Raw genomic sequence first — 18,512 nt, 5'->3', positions numbered from 1 at the left:
ATGATATATAGTTTTATTTATCTCTTCAAAATCAGTTATTTATTCTCTTCTTTTAGGCATGGTAGATTGAATATTTTTTCAGTCAATTTATTGTAAGAAAAATTTTTTAGTTTTTTACTGTAGATGATTTTTGTAGTTGAAATTTTTCCCATAGATAATATACCATTTGTCCACAGATCGCAATGACTAATAAAGTACCGATAATAATCCATAAATATTTCATATCCGAAGCAAGATCTCCTCCACCATAGATTAAACTAAAATAACTATTTACGCCATATGTCGCTGGCAGAACACTACCAAGCCCCTGATAAAAAGAAGACAATAATTCACGAGGGACGATTGCCCCTGAGCTGACTAATTGCGTTGCCGTTAAAGCAATATTAAAGATCATGCCGAGATTGCCAAACAACATGACGAAAACTTGTGATAGAGCTAAAAAGCTAAACATCAAAATAGCTTGAAATCCCCATAAAGCGAAAAAGTTATGATCAATTTCAATATTAAACAAATACATTAGACAAACTGTTAATAAGGATATAACGATAGCGACTAGAATATTAATAATTTGTCTTCCAATAAAAAGTGTTGATCTATTATATTCACTTTTTAACTTCGCTTCTGCGAATTGCAAATGTTGGCTAATAAGCATAGCACCAATATAGGAGGCTAATACGATTAACAACGGAACCATTGTAAAGACAAATCCTTCTTTATCATTCGTTTTCATCACATTTGCTTGCACAGGAGTAATTTGAGTGTTCTCCTGCACTAATTCAACTACTTGGCTTGCTACTTTTTTGACCATCTCTTCCATTTCTCCATTTGGAGATTCAGCCGCTATCATCTCTGGGATTGTTTCCGCTAATTGTGTATCGATTGTTTCACTGACTTGTTGATTGACTTGTTCGTTCAGTTTATTCGCTGCTGTTTCCATCATTTGTTTTGTTAAGGTTGGAACCGACTGATTAATATAATAATCAATATGAGCGTTTTCATTTGCTTGTAATCGTTCCTCCATTTTGTTAGGAAGATGAATAAGCATATTGATACTTCTTTCATCTAATTCCTGTTTTGCTTGAGGTAATTCCTCAAACATTGTTACCTGAAATAAATTATTACCTTTCAATTCACTTGTTATTTTTTCCCCCAGTACAGAATCCTCATTTACAATACCTACTGTAAATTGATCTGTTCGCTCATAAACACCCTCATAGCCCGTTAACCAAACAATAACGAAAATAAGTTGAAAGGCGACAGCTGCTGCAATACCTAATAATGTTTCTCTTTGTTTGAAAAAATCTTTGAGTAATTTCAAATTAATCCCTCCTAAAGTTAAGGCAAGTACTTACTTGCATAATGTGTAAAAAAAATTATTGTAGTGATTGAATAAAAAATTGTATGTTTTTTTCAATGAAATCATCAATCGGATATTCTTCTTTTCCTGGATTAATTCTAGTTTTCATTAAAAAATAACCTAGGTTAATAAAAGCAAAGTTTGTAGCGACTACAGATGGATCTACTTTTTTTATTTTTTCTTTTTGAACCATTTTCTCAAAATAATTTTCCAATATCTCTATATACTTTTGTGGGATATGTTTAATTAATGCATCTAATTCAGGAAATTTACCTGCTTCTTTTAAACTAAGTAAAATGACTGTTTTCTTTTGTTCAAGTAAAGATTGATATTCCCTTACTAGCATTTTTAGATCTTTTTCCACTTCCCAAATAACCTTTTCTTCGAGTGTATTTTCGAACAGATCAAAGAATGCATATTTTTGTATTGCTGCTTCCACAATTCCTTTTTTATTTCCAAAATGGCGAAATAAGGTTACTTCGTTTAATCCTGCCCTTTCTGCAATTTCTTTCGTTGTTGCTCCTTTATACCCCTTTTCATTGACGAGTTCTACCGTTGCTTCAATAATTCTATCCTTTGTAGAAAGTTTCAAATGGATTCCCTCCAAAACAATGCAAGCGATCACTTGCAATTAGTATACGAGTAGTTATCATTCCTGTCAACAATTTTTTTACGTTTTCAATACAATTGCAAAAGGATAATCCAAATTATGACTTGTGATATACCAATAAATAATCGGGATTTTTACACTAAACGCCGAATGTCTTGCACAAAAAACATCAGCTCCATTAGAATCCGTTTAAGTTACACGGTTTTTTTCTTTTTAAGTAACCAATTTTTTTAAAACGCTGTGCTGGCAACGATACAAATGAAAAATCCAAGTCACCCTACACCAATTTCTAATTTTATCCTTCAATATATTATGTTTGAATGGAAAACATAATATTTAGGAGGTGAAGTGAAAATGACTGTAGGCACACAAATGCAACAGGCGATCGCAAGTTGTCAAGGCCTCGTTTCTGATTTGACTACTTTCGCATTAGAAACACAGGATCAAAACGTAAAACAAATGTTTCAAGATTTGGCACAGCAACAACAAACCATTCTTGATAATTTAAATTCAAGACTACAATACATTCAACAAGAAGAACCTCAATATAAGCAAATGTAAGCCTTTAAGCCGATGTTGACACAACATCGGCTTATGTTTAGGCTGATGAATTCTCGTGTAGATGATCTTCTGTTCCAGTTGGATCTTTACATGTCAACTTTTTTTCAAACAACCGCTAAAATTATTTGACTTTGTTCAATCTCATTCGTTATCATGTTTACGTGTTGCATTCTAGATTGCATTTTTTACTGCGCCAACGTCTTAAAGAATAGTTTAATTAAAACAATTCGTCGAACCTTGTTATTTGTTTATCTTTATTAATTTTGGGCAATATATAATTGCATCACTTTCTTTACATACTGTTTCATTCGGAAGGAGATTTCATGAAAAAACTTACTCCTGTTTTTATTATTTCGGTAACTCTGGCTGTTCTGTTTATTTTATGGGGAGCAATTGCCCCACAAAATTTAGAAGTAGTTTCGGGAACTGCCCAGGACTTTCTTCAAGAACATTTTGGCTGGTTTTACCTTATTTCAGCTAGTGTTATTTTACTTTTTACGATTTATCTTTCATTCTCAAAATATGGTAATATTAAACTTGGAAAAGACGATGATGAGCCTGAGTATAGTACGTTCAGTTGGTTCGCAATGCTATTTAGTGCCGGGATGGGTATTGGACTTGTTTTTTGGGGAGTTGCAGAACCCGTTTCCCATTTTTATGCTCCCCCTATGGGAGATGCACAATCAGCAGAAGCGGCTGAAACGGCCTTACGATTTGCATTTTTCCACTGGGGACTGCATCCTTGGGGAATATATGCGCTAATTGCGTTAGCACTTGCTTATTTTAAATTTAGAAAAAATGCCCCTGGAACGATAAGTGCCATATTTCAACCTCTGCTTGGCGAGGGTATTAATGGGCCAATCGGGAAAACTATTGATGTTATTGCAGTATTTGCCACTGTGTTTGGGGTCGCAACTTCTCTTGGACTTGGTGCCATTCAAATTAACGGAGGACTCACGTATTTAAATAGTAATATACCAAATGGGTTTAGTACACAAATTCTAATCATTATCGGAGTTACGATTTTGTTTATATTATCTGCTATATCTGGAATCGGGAAAGGAATAAAGTGGTTAAGTAACGCAAATATATTTCTTGCTATATTACTTATGTTTTTCTTCTTGTTTGCAGGTCCAACAACCTTTTTACTGAATTTGTTTACAACAACTCTTGGAAATTATGTGGAGTTTTTACCAAAGATGAGCTTTCGTCTTTCCCCATTTAATGAAGGTGGGAGTAATTGGATTAAAGATTGGACCATCTTTTACTGGGCGTGGTGGATTGCGTGGTCCCCATTTGTAGGAACGTTTATTGCACGAGTATCCAAAGGACGTACGATACGAGAATTTGTTATCGGAGTACTTGCAGTTCCAACAACTTTTTGTGCGTTATGGTTTGCAATTTTCGGTGGAACCGGGATTCATATCGAAATGTTCCAAAACGGTGGGATTTGGTCAGCAATGGAACAAGGTAATTATACAGAAATTGCACTTTTCTCAACGCTTGATCAGCTACCTTTTAGTATGGTGGCCTCGGTATTATCCATCATACTAATTAGTATCTTTTTTATCACTTCTGCGGACTCAGCAACGTTCGTACTTGGGATGCAGACAACGAATGGGATGCTTAACCCACCATTAAAAATAAAATTAACTTGGGGACTTATTCAATCTAGTGCAGCTGCTGTGTTGCTTTGGTCCGGAGGCCTTAATGCACTTCAAACCGCATCGATTGTTTCTGCTTTTCCATTTGTATTTATATTACTTTGCATTATGTTTTCATTGCATAAAGGCTTGAAAGAAGAAGGGATGCCAGTAACGAGAAAGAAAAATGTTTTATAAAATGGAGGTAATGTAGTGAAACTTTTTAACGTAAGAAAAGGTCAATTTGTTTATTACGAAAACAAGTTGCATAAAGTATATTCCGTTAAACCATTTTTCAAACAATCTGTTCATCTAGTTCGTCTTGCCGACTTAGAACAAATTCTTTCAACCGCAAAAGAAATTGATTTATATAGACCAAAACATCTCGACAGTTTCATTGCAAATCACAAACGCTATACATTAAATAAAGATGTCCGGGCAAAGGTTGGCGACTATATTTTAGTTATAAATCCGCGACCTGATTCGCTCGACCATCATCATCTGAATTCAATTGAAATGGTTTCTTCCATTGAGGAGAACGGCGTTATTAGTAATAAACAAAATGGAATTAGGCATAACGAATATTGGGTCATGGTTCCAGGTCTTCAAGAAGGCGCAAATATCATCGATCTCCGGGATGGCAACAATTTTATGGAAGAAGAGGAAGATGTTGAGGAAACATTTCCATTAGAAACGATAACTCCTGTTATAGGTGACGTTTACCAAAAAAAAGACAGTACCCCCCCTATCCAAGCTTTGGTCATTGCAATAAAAGGTAGAACCGTCTTTTTGGGCGGAGGTTTACAGGTCTCTATTGATGAGTTGAATGATGATAACAAATGGAGTTTCGTGCATAACATTTTCGATAAATAGTGAGCAGCCGAGTTGGGGAAAACTCGGCTGTTCTTCTTTTTGGCAGATAGGAAAATATAAAACTTTCCTACTGCTCACTGACTAAAAGCTCGGGCATCCTGGTCTCTCCATCTCGTATGACAGTGAACCTCCCCCACTAATGCTGACGCAATTTCAAGGGGACTGCGCCTTCGATTTTTTGTTCAAATTTATGACCATCTATCAAAATCTACATCTGCAACAAAAAATTGCGTATACGTTTCTGCAATCTCATTACGTTCGTGAAACCTAAAAATAGAACTAAATCATTACATTTAACATACAATTAAGCAATCTTAATTTTCCGAATTTGGCTTCCAATATTTGCGTACTATTTTTTACAAAAACAAAAAACGTGGACAATCCACGCTTATTTAGTAACTTTCTGATTATTATTTTCAACTAACTGCAATAACTCTTTTGGGATAGAAAAATGTTGACTGTTTATGACTAGTTTCATCGCTTCTTCTTTCTCATGTTCCTCTTTTATTTTCCCAACTTCTTTGTGTAATTGTTCCATCTTTACATCTAATTCGGCTGCAGTATCAGCAGCTTCCTTTAGTTCTTCTAATAGCAAGGTCGGAACTGCTTGATTGTATTTATAAAAAATTTTGTGTTCTAAACTTGCCCAGAAATCCATTGCAATTGTCCGAATTTGTATTTCGACAATTACTAGTTCCTCCCGATCCGACATAAAAACCGGAACTTCTACTAATAAATGAAGGCTTCGGTAACCATTTGGTTTGGGATTTTTGATATAGTCTTTAATTTCTATCACGGTTAAATCTCTTTGCTGTTGCAACATATTACTTATAAGATAGATGTCCGATATGAATGAACAAGTTATTCTTATCCCTGCAATATCTGTAATACTGTTTCGTATATGGGAAAACGCTAACTTTTCATAGCCAAGTTTTCGATGGACTTTTTTCAAAATACTTTCAGGAGATTTTAAACGAGATTTAGTATGTTCGATCGGATTATAATCGTGCAGTAGCTGAAATTCCTCTTTTAGGATTTCAATTTTTGTCTCTACTTCACTTAGTGCAAACTTATATTGCATCATAAATCGTGTGATATCATTTTTAATCGTTTTTAGTTGTGCATGGTATGATTCCATTAGTAATTTCCTCTCTATTTCGAACAAGTTATATTTATATTATAAAGACTTGTGCTAAGGCGAGTAAAGGAAGGTGACCGAAAAATATTTGTTATGGTTTTCTCTCAGTTAATCAGTAATTAGGAGACATTTTTGATTGCACTATTTTGATTTGTTGTGTATTGTCTTATTCCCTCCATTCTATTTAACTTTATAGTGAAAGTCTTTTAAATGGATACCCTGAAGACAAAGGAGCATTTATGTTAATATAGAAGATAAGACTTGTTTAATAATGACTAGAAAAGGGACAGATTGATCTATTTTTAAATAACGGATGCTAAAAATCAGCCCATTTAACGGCAAAAATAAAGGAGAATATATGATGACCAAACATAAAATCTATACAATGAGCTTCGCAAATGTCTATCCCCATTATGTTACAAAGGCGGAGAAAAAAGGGCGTACGAAAGCAGAAGTTGATGAAATCATCCGTTGGTTGACAGGATATAGCCAGAAAGAGTTAGAGATACAACTAGAAAAACAGACAGACTTTGAAACCTTCTTTTCAGAAGCTCCCCGTTTGAATCCTTCACGAGCTTTGATCACAGGTGTAATCTGCGGCGTCCGAGTAGAAACTATTGAAGAACCAATAATGCAGGAAATTCGTTATTTGGATAAGCTAATCGATGAGTTAGCAAAAGGAAAATCGATGGAGAAGATTTTGCGATCATAATGTTGGTCAGTGGAAAAGAAATAAATTTAGTAAGTTATCTGAAATTGAATTCGAACCTGAGAAATAAAAAGCATCTAGAAGTCATTGCGTATTTGGTTTGTTTAATGTGAGAGTACAGTATTCACATGAAAAAGCACAGATTAATAATTCTGTGCTTTTTAATTACTATTTTCACTGAATACTTTTCAAGCTACCTTATTTTTCTACTTCCACCTCAGTTGAAACCTGCCATGTTACACCGAATTTATCCTTCACCTGTCCATAAGCTGGACTCCAAAATGTTTCTTGTAAGGGCATCGTTACTGTCCCTTTCTCTTTTAGCTTATCAAAAACTTCTTTTGCCTTCTCGGGATTATTAATCGTAATCGCAATGGACACTTGAGCGTTTTCCTTTGTTGGTGTTTTATCCGATCCCGGGAATGAATCAGAAATCATCAGGTTCGTATCCCCTACTTTTAAGAGCGCATTTAGTATGCGGTTCTTTACTTCTTCAGAAATCGGATAATCTGGATTTGGCGGCATATCACCAAATGTTTTTACATTTACAACAGTAGCATCAAGTGCGTTTTCATAAAACTTAATCGCTTCTTGTCCTTCATCTATGAACGTTAAATACGGATAAATTGTTTGAATCATTTAATCTACTCCTAACCCTTTTTAAATATTATAGACATGAGTATGGGGGAAAATAAGTATAGCTTATAAAATATGTAAGTATTTTCTTCAATAAGAATCCCATTTTTGCATCGTTCTTGCAATTAAGCTTTTTATATCATTTACACGATTTGCACCACCGAAACGGGTATTTAGTATTTCACATAAAGCGATTAAATCTACTAGTTTTGCAATTTTCTTCCATTCCGGCGCAAGATTTATTCCACCTGATTTTACTCCATCGATAAAAGCATGTTCAAAAGTCTCATAATAAGGAATGTTTTCATAACGCAGCATATTGCCAATATCAACGTATACTGGACCTGCAAATGCAAACTCCCAATCTAAAATACTAGACACTTCGGATGATTCATTATTTGATATAAGAATATTTAATCCATTGAAATCACTGTGCACCAACCCTGGATAATGATCGATTTCCTCCAAGTAATGACTGTTTTTATGGACAAATACCCATAACTTTCCCGATAATTCTTTTCCGAGCCAGTGGCATGTTTGACCTTCGAGTAAAAACTGTTCCATATACTTCAAAAACATATCGGCTGTTAACTCTACAGGTTCCTTGATATCTAATTCTTCATTAAAAAAACCTGATCTTGAAAATGAGATCTTTCTCATTTCTGATAACCAATAGCCTGTGGAAAAAGCCGCATTTTTAATCCCTCTTTCATCGTTCCCATACATTACTTCTTTCAGATGAATTCCTTCTTTCCATTCCATAATGGAGAACGATTTATCATGAACAGATTCACTGTAATAGATCTCTGGAACGGGTAATTTTTTAGTTAGAAATCGATGTAAAGAATATTCAAACTTACAATTACCTTTATCACTCACTCGTAAAACAAGCGGTGCATTCTTCGCTTCGAAACTTATTTTATAATTTGAATTTCGATAACCACCACTCAAAAGATTTATAGAATTGATTTTATTATTCGGTAAATAACGTTGCATTATATTAGCAATTTCCCGCTCATCAAATTGCTGAAACGGTTTTGTTAATTCCCAATTTCTCTTCAATTATTTCACCCCATTTCAGTCAAATGAAGCATCATTTCTTCACAACACGAAAACATCCTAATTAATCCGGAAATGATGAGAAATCTTAACCCATTTAATTTTTAATCTCTACACCACCAAAAACAGCGAGACAATTCAGCTTTAACACTGAAAGAGCTTGCTCATCTCCTTGATATTTTCTTTTATCATCCCAACCGCCAAAAATAGGAATTCCAGTAACCTCAACATATACATTTTCAGGAACAATGATAGTTGCGCCACCAAAAACAGCCGTTATATCAAGTGTGGCTCCTTCGGCTGAAATTTCCGCCTCACGTAAATCAATTTCCGCACCTCCGAAAATAGCAGTTACACTTCCACCACGAAAATCTTTCGATTGACTCCTTAATTCCGTACCAGAAAAAAGCAAAAAATTATTCAAGTCTTGCTCCATATGCTCTTTTTTGCCCCGTTCTCCTCTTGTAAAAATAATCGCCAAACCAATAAAAATGATTACAAGTGGCCAAATAAATGCCGCAAGATTCATATTAAACCATTGGTTAGCTAAAAATAAACCTCCAACTATAAGAAATAAAACACCGGTAAGTGGCGAGGCGTATGAACGATTAACTAGTTGAATGATACCGATAATAATGAGAATAAGTGGCCACCAAGTAGATAGCACTGCTGTGAAATCTAACAAATTCGCCTGATGCATGAAAAAACCAACACCGAATACAAGAAAAAATAACCCAAGCCAGACTCTTCCAGACAATCAAAATCCCTCCTCAATCCTTCCAACTTATTCCTTTATTATAGCAGAAAGAAATTTATTGAGAAATGACTTTTTGCCTATATATGGGAGAAATATAAGCATGATTAATTATTTCGCGAAATATTTTTAGTATTTTATGATTATTTTTTGATATTGTGGATCGTAACTAGTTCGGTTGCCACAATTTGGGGAAATATTGTACTGGTGATGAATGATTTTGAAACCGCTAGTAAAAGAAAATTTGTAACTCTTTTTTTCATATTGATCCTACAAAGGGTACAAATAGCCAAATTAGTTGTTGATGATTACTTTCCTGCCTGCGAGCACTCCAGTTATTAAGATTATAACCCCAGTAATTAATAACATGAATAGTGGTGTTATCCAACTTGTATACGACTATATTTTAAGACTTTTCACTGTCACATTTGATGAAAACTACGCAGTGATTTCAAAGTAGATGTCTTACTGCTACGGAAAACACTTTGCACTGATCGGTTGGAAAACCACTCTGCATCTTTTTCCGCCACTAAGCGTGTCGGGCGCGCGACTCTGCATCTTTTTCTGCCACTAAGCATGTTGGACGAACGACTCTGCATCAATCAGCTGCCACTCCGCATTAAGGGCTAATAGCTGTCGAAAAGTAAACTTTCAACTGTCTATCCGTAACAAAATGATGTCACGATTTATCTTTTATGCAAAACAGCCTTACATTATCAAAACTATCAAGTTAATGATTAGAGATATCAATCCGAGTATCTGTTAGCACTCACTTATTGGTGCAAAAGTTGAGTTTCGTTAAAAGATAACTCTTTCACAGCCATGCCACACCACTGTATTTACACTTTATTTTAACAAGTAATATTCAAAAGCTCATTTTAAGACAATTTTATTCGAATTTATTTAAGAGTAGCAAATCAATTTCAACGGTAATAAGAAAGTGTTATAGTAAACATAATATTTACACGTATATATAGGGGAGCACATTTACATGGAAAATCTTGAACTTATTATTATCGTTGCAGTTTTAGGACTTGGAATTTTTTCACAATGGTTTGCGTGGCGAATCCAGTGGCCATCCATTGTAATCATGTCAATTGTCGGTTTACTTATCGGACCTGTTTTAGGAATTGTTAACCCCGGAGAAGCACTCGGTGATCTTTATAGTCCGCTTATTTCTCTTGCTGTTGCAATTATTTTATTTGAAGGTAGTTCTAGTTTAGATATTCGAGAAATTAAAGACGTCTCCAAATCTGTGTTCCGGATAATTACTGGAGGAGCCTTCATCGCTTGGATTCTCGGCTCCTTATCAGCACATTATATTGCAGGCTTAAGTCTTGAAGTCTCCTTTATTATCGGAGGGTTATTCGTCGTTACTGGTCCTACCGTAATTATCCCGTTACTTCGAAATGCAAAACTTCAGCCGCGAACGGCAGCCGTTTTAAAGTGGGAAGGGATCATCGTTGACCCCGCTGGACCACTTCTTGCCCTTTTTGCCTATGAAGTAATCAAAGTCATGACACATGCCCATTTAGGGCCTGATTATTTACTTAACTTCTTCGTCTCTGCTCTATTAGCAGGAGTACTTGGGTTTTTGATCGGATTTATAATTAGTATTGCAGCAAATAAAGGGATGTTCCCGGAATATTTAAAGTCACCAATCTTTCTAGCTTTTGTATTGATTTGTTTTACAATTGCCGAAATGATTATGCATGAAACAGGAATGCTTGCTGTCACCGTTATGGGATTAACTATCGGACGAGCCAAAAAACATGTTTCCTCTATCGGTAATATTCATCATTTTGTGGAAGGAATATCCGTCTTACTTACGTCAACAGTGTTTATTTTATTAACCGCTTCACTCGCACGAGAAACGATTGCACAAATTTTCACTTGGCCGATCATTGCTTTTGTGCTTGTAATGCTTTTCGTTGTCCGTCCGCTTTCCATCTGGTTACCGACGATAGGTACAGAACTTACCAGAACGGAAAAAACATTAATTGGTTGGATAGCACCTAGGGGAATTGTCGCCCTTACCGTAGCAGGATATTTCGCAACTATATTAGAAGAAGATGGTTACCGGGATGCTGCAACATTAACTGCTTTAACATTTGCACTTGTGTTCGTTACCGTTTGTGCACATGGCTTCACACTTGGACCTTTAGCCAAAAAACTAGGACTGTCCAATCAAGATTCGCAAGGTGTCGTTATTGTTGGCGCGAGCAGTTTTGCCATTGCACTTTCTAAAAAACTAAAAGAAATGGGTGTCGACGTTTTAATTGTTGATTCCTCAAAAGGGCGTTTACGGCCAGCGGAAAAATATGGGATAGAAACACACGAAGGAGAGATTTTGTCAGAGCACTCACAATTCGAAGCCGATCTTTCTCCATATAATACGATTCTTGCCATGACGATTGATTCGTCATATAACGTGCTTGTAACCCAATCATTTGCACCCGAATTTGGTTATCATAACACGTTTTCTTTACCGGCATCACGTGAATCGAGTGTAAGTCAGGAAAACTTGTCTTCTGCAGCAAAAGCACATCTTTTATTCGATGAAAAGGCGATTTTCACGGAATTAAACCGAAAAATTAATACAAATTATGCGATTGAAACAATTACTATTAATCCAGAAAATAATGTAACTGAAGAAGCATTACCTGAATACGTAACACCTCTTTTTGTAAAGAAAAAGAATGATAAGATCGTCTTTATCACCCACCGAACGAAATTTGCATTTGATGAGGGGGATCAATTAGTCGTTTTAAAACCGGAGGAATGACATGGTGTTATTAACGGCCACCTAATCGGAAAAGTCTCCTAATTACAAATACATTTTTGAAGAAATAGGATTCACAAACACTAGTAAAAATAAAGAATCTGTATATGCTACGATGACTAAAATAGCTGATTAATTAAAAAGAACTTGGAATTTGTAACTCCAAGTTCTTCGTTTATTATAAACGTTTAAATAACACGTTATTTTCTAGATGTACGTGCTGGAAAGTATCTGTTTCAAGTTCAGCTAAGCGATCATACGTAATATGGTAAGAACCACATGCGCCTGGTGGTGTTTGGAACCCATTTGTGATTTCACGCATTTTTTTAAGGAGATCTCCAGTCGCTTCATGTTCATCTTCTAAATCGCCGTTAGCCACTCTAATTTTTTCTAAAAGTTCTTCACTTGGATTTTGGACGTATTCTTTAATTAACGGAAAAACTTCAGTATCCTCTTTAATTGTATGTTCTTCCATCTCTGTTTTAAATTCATTGAACACTTTATGAAGTTCTTTTAAATGCGGATGGTCCGCACCGTGTACATGGAAAATTTTTGTAACAAATTCACCTAATGCCGGAAGTTCTTGTTTTAAATATTGATGGTGATGATAAGTAATATGATCAACGAGCTCCTCAATTGGTACTGAATCCCAATCTTTTGCTAGATTCCCTTCTTTTTGCCAACGATCATACCTTTCATTAAGTTCCGCTAAAATCGCTTTACCATGAAGGCTATTTTTCTCAAACTGACTTTTTAGCGATACATCTCCCCCGCAACAAAAATCAATTTTATTTTCTTTAAATAAATCACTAGCTTGTGGATACATTTTAACAATATAAGCTGGCGTATTTTCAGCTGTAAATGACATTTTTGTTCCCTCCTAATTATTTACTTGCTTACAATGATAATCGTTCTCATTATATTTTTCTGTGATGTATATCACAGTGCGTTAAAAATACAGACGAATTTTTACCACAATCTTTATTCACAAGATCCTTCATTACTTTTTCTAAAAAACAAGATCGACTCCCGTTGCCTTTCTTGCATGACTGAATTGATTTGGCTAAAGTGAGATTAGTTTGCGTTCCCTTGATCCCTTACATTAACAAGTTATGGCAATGTGAGATTCAGCTATCTAAAACTCAATGTGTTACAATAACCTATAACTGGAGGTGTTTTAGACTGATGGATATTATCATTACACTATTTTTTTATCTTTTAATTATTGCCCTTATTTTGATGTTTTTCATTTCGCTTTACTCTTTCGTTAAGCGTATGCTCACTAATACATCTGTGCAAAACAATAGGACAAATGAAATTAACAAAAAATTAGATAGAATTATCGAGCTACTGGAAGAAAAAAACAAATAGCTTCATACTACAATGTGGAATTATGATATACTCAATAATGATAGCGCATTCACTACATATCAAAAGGAGAGGTTACTATTGAATGAGGAAATCATTACAAAAGAAATGGCAACCGAAGAAATCTTGCTTGCAAAAAAAGAAAAGGGATTAACTTTTGACGAACTTGCGGAAGCAATCGGACGTCATCCCGTCTGGACGGCATCAGCAATTATGGGACAAGCAACCATGGATAAAGAGGAGGCGGGAAAACTTGTGGAACTCCTAGGTCTCGATGAAGCTATCGCAAACTCCTTACAAGAAATTCCTTATCGCGGTTCACTTGATGAATCAATCCCAGTTGACCCACTTATTTATCGCTTTTACGAAATTATGCAAGTGTATGGAACATCGATGAAATCAATCATTCATGAAAAATTTGGTGACGGTATTATGAGCGCAATCGATTTTAAAATGGACATTGACCGAAAAGAACATCCTGATGGTGACCGTGTTGTTATCACGATGGATGGTAAATTTTTACCTACAAAGAAGTGGTAAACACGATAAAAGCCATTCGTATTTTCTCCCGAATGGCTTTTTTGCTTACTTACTTTTGTCAATACATGCAATTAATCGATTCTCAATATTTACAGCAAACTCTTTCAATTCATCATCTTCTACCATTTGAATAAGTGCTGATGGTTTGGGCATTCCAATTTTCGTTTTACCCTCATCCTCGTACACAACAATTTTACACGGTAAAAAGTATCCCACCATTTTATTACGAGTTAAAATTTCTTGTGCTTCTTTCGGGCTACAAACTTCTAGTACCATAAAACCCCGATCGAATTCAAACCCTTTATTGTGCAATGTTTCCTTAATATCAAATTCCCAAAGCACTCCAAACTTCTCAGCCTTTAAATTTTCTTCCAAATCTTTAATTGCTTCTTCAATTGATTTATTCGTTTCCACGGTATAATGAAACATTTTTATTCCTCCTAAAAAACTTTCAATTACTTGAATCTATAATATATCCATCCAAATTTTTATTGCAGTAGCAGCTATGAGAACTGCTAAAATTATTTGCAAAACTTTTGTATTAACCTTTTTACCCGCTGAAGCTCCGAGTGGTGCAGCAATCAGACTTGCAACAATCATAATAGCAGCAGGAAAATAATCAACTTGCCCTGTCGTAATTTTTCCAATCGTTGTACCAATGGAAGAAATGAAGGTAATCGCAAGCGAAGATGCAATCGTCATTCGTGTTGGAATTTTAAGGACAACAAGCATAATCGGTACGAGTAAAAACGCTCCAGCTGCCCCAACTATCCCTGCGCCAATTCCAACGATAAATGCAAGTAGTGCTGCTAATCCTTTATTAAAATTTACTCGATTAAACCGAGTATCATCGATCCCTTTTTTGGGAATAAACATCATCACCGCTGCAATGAGTGCTAATATTCCATAAACAATATTAATGCTTCCCTCAGACAATAATCTTGATCCGTATCCACCAATAAAACTACCGATCAAAATACTTGTTCCCATATAAACAATTAACGTTTTATTAAGATAACCACCTTTGCGATATGCCCAAACACCACCAATCGTTGCAAAAAACACTTGTACTGCACTAATTCCAGATACTTCGTGGGCAGTAAAAGCAGCTATACCAAAAAGTGGTGGAATATATAACAGCATCGGGTACTTAATTATAGAACCACCGATCCCAAGCATCCCTGAAATATAAGAACCGATAAAGCCAATTAAAAAGATAATAACAATAAATCCTAAATCCAACGCATTCCCTCCTTTGGCTTACTTGAGACTCATCTCCAACTGCAATAATATTTATGAACCGTTACTGTTTTATACGGCGACTAACAAAAACAGGCATGTTTTTACATAAATCATTACCGTTTGACACGTCGACTACAGAAATGGGCACGTTTTTCAGAATCGTTTCCATTTTATACGGCGACCAGCGGAAACAGGCACGTTTTTACACGAATCGTTACCATTGGGCAAGGTGACTAACGGTAACGGGCAAAATTAATCACCAATCTCTAGTATTTTTCAGACCATCTAACCATTAAAAAGGACACAAGCAAAAGCATTGTGCCCTTTCCTCTGCATCCTGAAAAACCTATGCTTTTTTAATCCAAAACTTTAATACTCCGTCTTCTTCTGTATTCTGTATTAATTCATGACCACCTGATTTAGCCCATGCTGTTAGGTCACTTTTTGACCCTGGATCTGTTGCATGAACTTCCAAAATATCTCTAGGTTCTAATTCTTCCATTGCTTTTTTTGTTCTTACAACCGGCATTGGACAAGCAAGCCCTGTCGCATCTAATACTTTTTTAACGTTCATTTTTATCCTCCTAATTTTTTATCTTACCGCACAACGGTTTGGTCCAATTTCCATTTCACGTTGTTCTTCTTCATTTGGAGTAATTTTTCCCATATTTGTTTGACGAATTTCATTGTAAGCATTTGGTTGTGGCGGTAAATTTTCCGTTACAACTTTTCTAAATTCATTTTCATCTGTAATATTTAGTCCATGGTTTCTTGCAAATAATGTTCCTAGTTTTTTGGAAACTGAGCCGTCTTCGTTTAACTCATCGATAATCATAAAATGTGCTGGTAACACAATGAGTTCCTCTGACAATTCTCTATATCGTGAATATAAACTATCACGTAAATCCTCAACCCAGTCTTCTGCTTTTCCTGCTAGATCTGGTCTGCCAATTGAATCAATGAACAAAATGTCCCCAGTTAATAAAAACTTCTCATCAACTATAAACGATGTCGAACCAATCGTGTGTCCAGGTGAATATAATGCATGGATATCAATTGCTGTACCGCCAATCGTAACCACATTTCCACCTTCTAGGGCGGCATATTCAAACGTTACTTCTTCAGCATCTTTCGGTGGTAACCAATAGGTTGCACTAGTTTTTTCTGCGATTGCTCTTCCACCAGAAATATGATCTGCATGTAAATGTGTATCCAATACATGTGTGATTTTTGCACCTTTTTCCTCTGCAAAATCTGTAAACACATCGACCATACGTGTCGCATCAATAATCGCCGCTTCACCATCGGAAATTACCATATATGATAAGCATCCTTTACCAATACGAACAAATTGATATATTTCCCCGCCGTTTTGTAGCTCTCCCACTTTAATCGGCTCCAAATGCTCACTCCATGCCTTCATACCGCCCTCTAAAAAAGTGGGATTCAGTCCTTTTTCCGCAAGCATTTCTGCAATCATTATCGAAGACCCTTCTTTAGCACAAACGACAAGTAACTCTTTATCAGAAGGAATCTTATTAAGAATTCCTTCGACACCATCTAGTAATTCAAAATAAGGCACATTTAAATAATCAAAATTCTCTCCTTCGATTTTCCAATCATTAAACGCATCTTCATTTCGAACATCCAAAATAAATAATGGTTCTTTATTAAATACTTTTTTTGTAACTTCTTTTGCCGTCAAAGCTTCAACCGCCAACCCAACTACCCCCTATGGTATATTTAGATGTAAAAAAAATTAATTTCTATTTAAAGCAGACACAACACTATCTGGATCAAATCCCAATATCCACTTACCATTTACTTCAGTTTGTGGTACACCAACTTGACCTGTTTTTTGCACAACTTTTTGCATTGCTAAAGGATCTTTCTCAACATTCACTTCAGTGAAAGGAATATTTTTGTCAGTTAAAAAGTTTTTCATCATCACACAATAAGGACATCTAGTTGTCGTATAAACTGTAACATTATTCACTTTAATTTCCTCCTTGTTCATTACTATTTTTCGTTGATCCATCCCATCCACTCATTCCCGGAACCACGTTTTTAACATTTGAAAATCCTAATGCAGTTAATTTTTGTGCGGCAAAATCACTGCGATTACCGGTACGGCAAACGATATAAATCTCATCATCTTTATTCAATTCACTTGCTCGTTCTTCCAAATCCCCAAGCGGAATATTGATTGCTTTAGGTATATGATTAAACGCATACTCCGCTGCTTCCCTAACATCTATTAGAACGATATTTTCTTCAGCAGCTAATTTTTCTGCTAAACTTTCATTTGTTGTGATATGCGGATAGTTAATTTCTCCTTTTTCTTCTTCCGTTGATTTTCTAATATAATGTTTCAAAATCGCTCCCTCCTCTAATGTGCCTAAATATTGATGACCTGCACTTTCAGCCCAAGCTTTTAAATCCGCCTTCGTGCCCTGATCTGTCGCTTGTACTTCTAGCACCTGGCCAGGCTCTACTGTTTTCATTGCTTTTTTTGTTCTTACAACTGGCATTGGGCATGCAAGTCCTTTTGCATCCAACACACTATTTGCGTTTATTTCCACACAGATTACCTCCTCATATACCTGTACAGGTATTATTTAATGTAAAAAAATATCATATAAATAAGTTCACATTGCCGTCCTGAGCATCTCCTAGATATGCAGCAACTCCGGCATATTCTGTATCATCTAACAATTCTTCTTTTTGTAAGCCTAGAAGATCCATCGTCATCGTGCAAGCAACAAGCTTCACATCTTGTTCTTGTGCTAGGGAAATTAAATCCGGCAATGGCAACGCATTATGCTTTTTCATGATACCTTTGATCATTTTTGGTCCTAAACCTGCAAAATGCATTTTGGATAATCCCATCTTGTCTGCACCACGTGGCATGATTTTACCAAACATTTTTTCCATAAAGCTTTTCTTTACTTCAATTTGTTCATCTTTTCTGAGTGCATTTAAGCCCCAAAACGTATGAAAAATTGTTACTTCATGATCATAAGCTGCAGCCCCATTTGCAATAATGTAGGCCGCCATTGTTTTATCATAATCACCACTGAATAGTACAATGGTTGTTTTCTTCCTTTCTGTCATACAAGCCCTCCTCGTCAACATTTTAAAATACAAGTACCCCACCGGGTATTTATATCATATAAAAAATATTATTAAATGTCAACCTTTGAAATTTGGACAGCCTCTCGCCTATCCATCTGCAAAATT

General features: G+C 35.6%; 21 protein-coding genes. 7 read left to right on the top strand and 14 right to left on the bottom strand.

The genetic code is table 11. From position 1 onward, the window contains the following. Positions 1-106: 106 nt before the first annotated feature. Both ACPYKA_RS02220 and ACPYKA_RS02215 read right to left on the bottom strand, forming a co-directional pair. Positions 107-1,318 (bottom strand): YhgE/Pip domain-containing protein, encoded by a 1,212-nt coding sequence (locus ACPYKA_RS02220; protein WP_479540791.1) that lies wholly within the window; start codon positions 1,316-1,318, stop codon positions 107-109. 55 nt (positions 1,319-1,373) lie between these two features. Beyond that, positions 1,374-1,949, bottom strand: coding sequence for a TetR/AcrR family transcriptional regulator (locus tag ACPYKA_RS02215; protein WP_479540790.1), 576 nt, complete (start codon positions 1,947-1,949; stop codon positions 1,374-1,376). Positions 1,950-2,321: 372 nt separating this feature from the next. Here ACPYKA_RS02215 and ACPYKA_RS02210 point away from each other — a divergent pair, with 372 nt between their 5' ends. The 3 genes from ACPYKA_RS02210 (at position 2,322) to ACPYKA_RS02200 (ending at position 5,044) form a co-directional block, all read left to right on the top strand. After that, positions 2,322-2,528 (top strand): DUF1657 domain-containing protein, encoded by a 207-nt coding sequence (locus ACPYKA_RS02210; protein ID WP_479540789.1) that lies wholly within the window; start codon positions 2,322-2,324, stop codon positions 2,526-2,528. A 323-nt stretch (positions 2,529-2,851) separates the two neighbouring features. Continuing rightward, positions 2,852-4,369, top strand: coding sequence for a glycine betaine uptake BCCT transporter (locus ACPYKA_RS02205; protein WP_479540788.1), 1,518 nt, complete (start codon positions 2,852-2,854; stop codon positions 4,367-4,369). Between the two features lie 15 nt (positions 4,370-4,384). Continuing rightward, entirely contained in the window at positions 4,385-5,044 is a 660-nt protein-coding gene (locus ACPYKA_RS02200) for a hypothetical protein (RefSeq protein WP_479540787.1), read from the top strand. Between the two features lie 388 nt (positions 5,045-5,432). Here ACPYKA_RS02200 and ACPYKA_RS02195 read toward each other — a convergent pair whose 3' ends face one another. Further along, complete coding sequence (locus ACPYKA_RS02195; protein WP_479540786.1) at positions 5,433-6,182, bottom strand: GTP pyrophosphokinase; 750 nt, start codon at positions 6,180-6,182, stop codon at positions 5,433-5,435. 361 nt (positions 6,183-6,543) lie between these two features. Here ACPYKA_RS02195 and ACPYKA_RS02190 point away from each other — a divergent pair, with 361 nt between their 5' ends. After that, positions 6,544-6,894 (top strand): DUF2200 domain-containing protein, encoded by a 351-nt coding sequence (locus ACPYKA_RS02190; protein WP_479540785.1) that lies wholly within the window; start codon positions 6,544-6,546, stop codon positions 6,892-6,894. Positions 6,895-7,089: 195 nt separating this feature from the next. Here ACPYKA_RS02190 and ACPYKA_RS02185 read toward each other — a convergent pair whose 3' ends face one another. The 3 genes from ACPYKA_RS02185 to ACPYKA_RS02175 all read right to left on the bottom strand — a co-directional run bounded on the left by ACPYKA_RS02185 (position 7,090) and on the right by ACPYKA_RS02175 (position 9,343). After that, positions 7,090-7,530 (bottom strand): VOC family protein, encoded by a 441-nt coding sequence (locus ACPYKA_RS02185; RefSeq protein ID WP_479540784.1) that lies wholly within the window; start codon positions 7,528-7,530, stop codon positions 7,090-7,092. Positions 7,531-7,617: 87 nt separating this feature from the next. Beyond that, on the bottom strand, positions 7,618-8,589 hold the full coding sequence (locus ACPYKA_RS02180) for a phosphotransferase family protein (protein WP_479540783.1): 972 nt from the start codon (positions 8,587-8,589) through the stop codon (positions 7,618-7,620). A 94-nt stretch (positions 8,590-8,683) separates the two neighbouring features. Beyond that, positions 8,684-9,343: a LiaF transmembrane domain-containing protein gene (locus tag ACPYKA_RS02175; protein ID WP_479540782.1), complete on the bottom strand. Its 660-nt coding sequence runs from the start codon at positions 9,341-9,343 to the stop codon at positions 8,684-8,686. A 988-nt stretch (positions 9,344-10,331) separates the two neighbouring features. On the opposite strand from ACPYKA_RS02175, the gene ACPYKA_RS02170 reads away from it, so the two are divergent. After that, the gene (locus ACPYKA_RS02170; RefSeq protein WP_479540781.1) at positions 10,332-12,125 is read left to right on the top strand and encodes a cation:proton antiporter; all 1,794 of its coding nucleotides are present in this window, start codon (positions 10,332-10,334) and stop codon (positions 12,123-12,125) included. A 175-nt stretch (positions 12,126-12,300) separates the two neighbouring features. Here ACPYKA_RS02170 and ric read toward each other — a convergent pair whose 3' ends face one another. Further along, positions 12,301-12,990: an iron-sulfur cluster repair di-iron protein gene (ric, locus tag ACPYKA_RS02165; RefSeq protein WP_479540780.1), complete on the bottom strand. Its 690-nt coding sequence runs from the start codon at positions 12,988-12,990 to the stop codon at positions 12,301-12,303. Positions 12,991-13,307: 317 nt separating this feature from the next. Here ric and ACPYKA_RS02160 point away from each other — a divergent pair, with 317 nt between their 5' ends. After that, complete coding sequence (locus ACPYKA_RS02160) at positions 13,308-13,493, top strand: DUF4083 family protein (RefSeq protein WP_479540779.1); 186 nt, start codon at positions 13,308-13,310, stop codon at positions 13,491-13,493. A gap of 78 nt (positions 13,494-13,571) precedes the next feature. After that, a complete protein-coding gene (gene cynS, locus ACPYKA_RS02155) occupies positions 13,572-14,030 on the top strand; it encodes a cyanase (protein ID WP_479540778.1) in 459 nt (152 codons plus the stop codon). Between the two features lie 45 nt (positions 14,031-14,075). On the opposite strand, the gene ACPYKA_RS02150 is transcribed toward cynS, so the two are convergent. The 7 genes from ACPYKA_RS02150 to ACPYKA_RS02120 form a co-directional block, all read right to left on the bottom strand. Continuing rightward, positions 14,076-14,459, bottom strand: a complete 384-nt coding sequence (locus ACPYKA_RS02150) for a DUF302 domain-containing protein (protein ID WP_479540777.1) — start codon at positions 14,457-14,459, stop codon at positions 14,076-14,078. A 36-nt stretch (positions 14,460-14,495) separates the two neighbouring features. Further along, on the bottom strand, positions 14,496-15,272 hold the full coding sequence (locus tag ACPYKA_RS02145) for a sulfite exporter TauE/SafE family protein (RefSeq protein WP_479540776.1): 777 nt from the start codon (positions 15,270-15,272) through the stop codon (positions 14,496-14,498). A gap of 346 nt (positions 15,273-15,618) precedes the next feature. Continuing rightward, positions 15,619-15,846: a sulfurtransferase TusA family protein gene (locus ACPYKA_RS02140; RefSeq protein WP_479540775.1), complete on the bottom strand. Its 228-nt coding sequence runs from the start codon at positions 15,844-15,846 to the stop codon at positions 15,619-15,621. An 18-nt stretch (positions 15,847-15,864) separates the two neighbouring features. Next, positions 15,865-16,992: an MBL fold metallo-hydrolase gene (locus ACPYKA_RS02135; RefSeq protein ID WP_479540774.1), complete on the bottom strand. Its 1,128-nt coding sequence runs from the start codon at positions 16,990-16,992 to the stop codon at positions 15,865-15,867. Positions 16,993-17,031: 39 nt separating this feature from the next. After that, complete coding sequence (locus tag ACPYKA_RS02130; RefSeq protein ID WP_479540773.1) at positions 17,032-17,268, bottom strand: glutaredoxin family protein; 237 nt, start codon at positions 17,266-17,268, stop codon at positions 17,032-17,034. A 1-nt stretch (position 17,269) separates the two neighbouring features. Next, on the bottom strand, positions 17,270-17,854 hold the full coding sequence (locus tag ACPYKA_RS02125) for a sulfurtransferase TusA family protein (RefSeq protein WP_479540772.1): 585 nt from the start codon (positions 17,852-17,854) through the stop codon (positions 17,270-17,272). A gap of 52 nt (positions 17,855-17,906) precedes the next feature. Then, positions 17,907-18,386, bottom strand: coding sequence for a DsrE/DsrF/DrsH-like family protein (locus ACPYKA_RS02120; RefSeq protein WP_479540771.1), 480 nt, complete (start codon positions 18,384-18,386; stop codon positions 17,907-17,909). Positions 18,387-18,512: the final 126 nt, after the last annotated feature.

It is taken from the genome of Pseudogracilibacillus amylolyticus (SeqCode), from assembly GCF_051918545.1.
Lineage (GTDB): Bacteria > Bacillota > Bacilli > Bacillales > Amphibacillaceae > Pseudogracilibacillus.
This window is presented reverse-complemented; position numbering and strand designations above follow the sequence as displayed.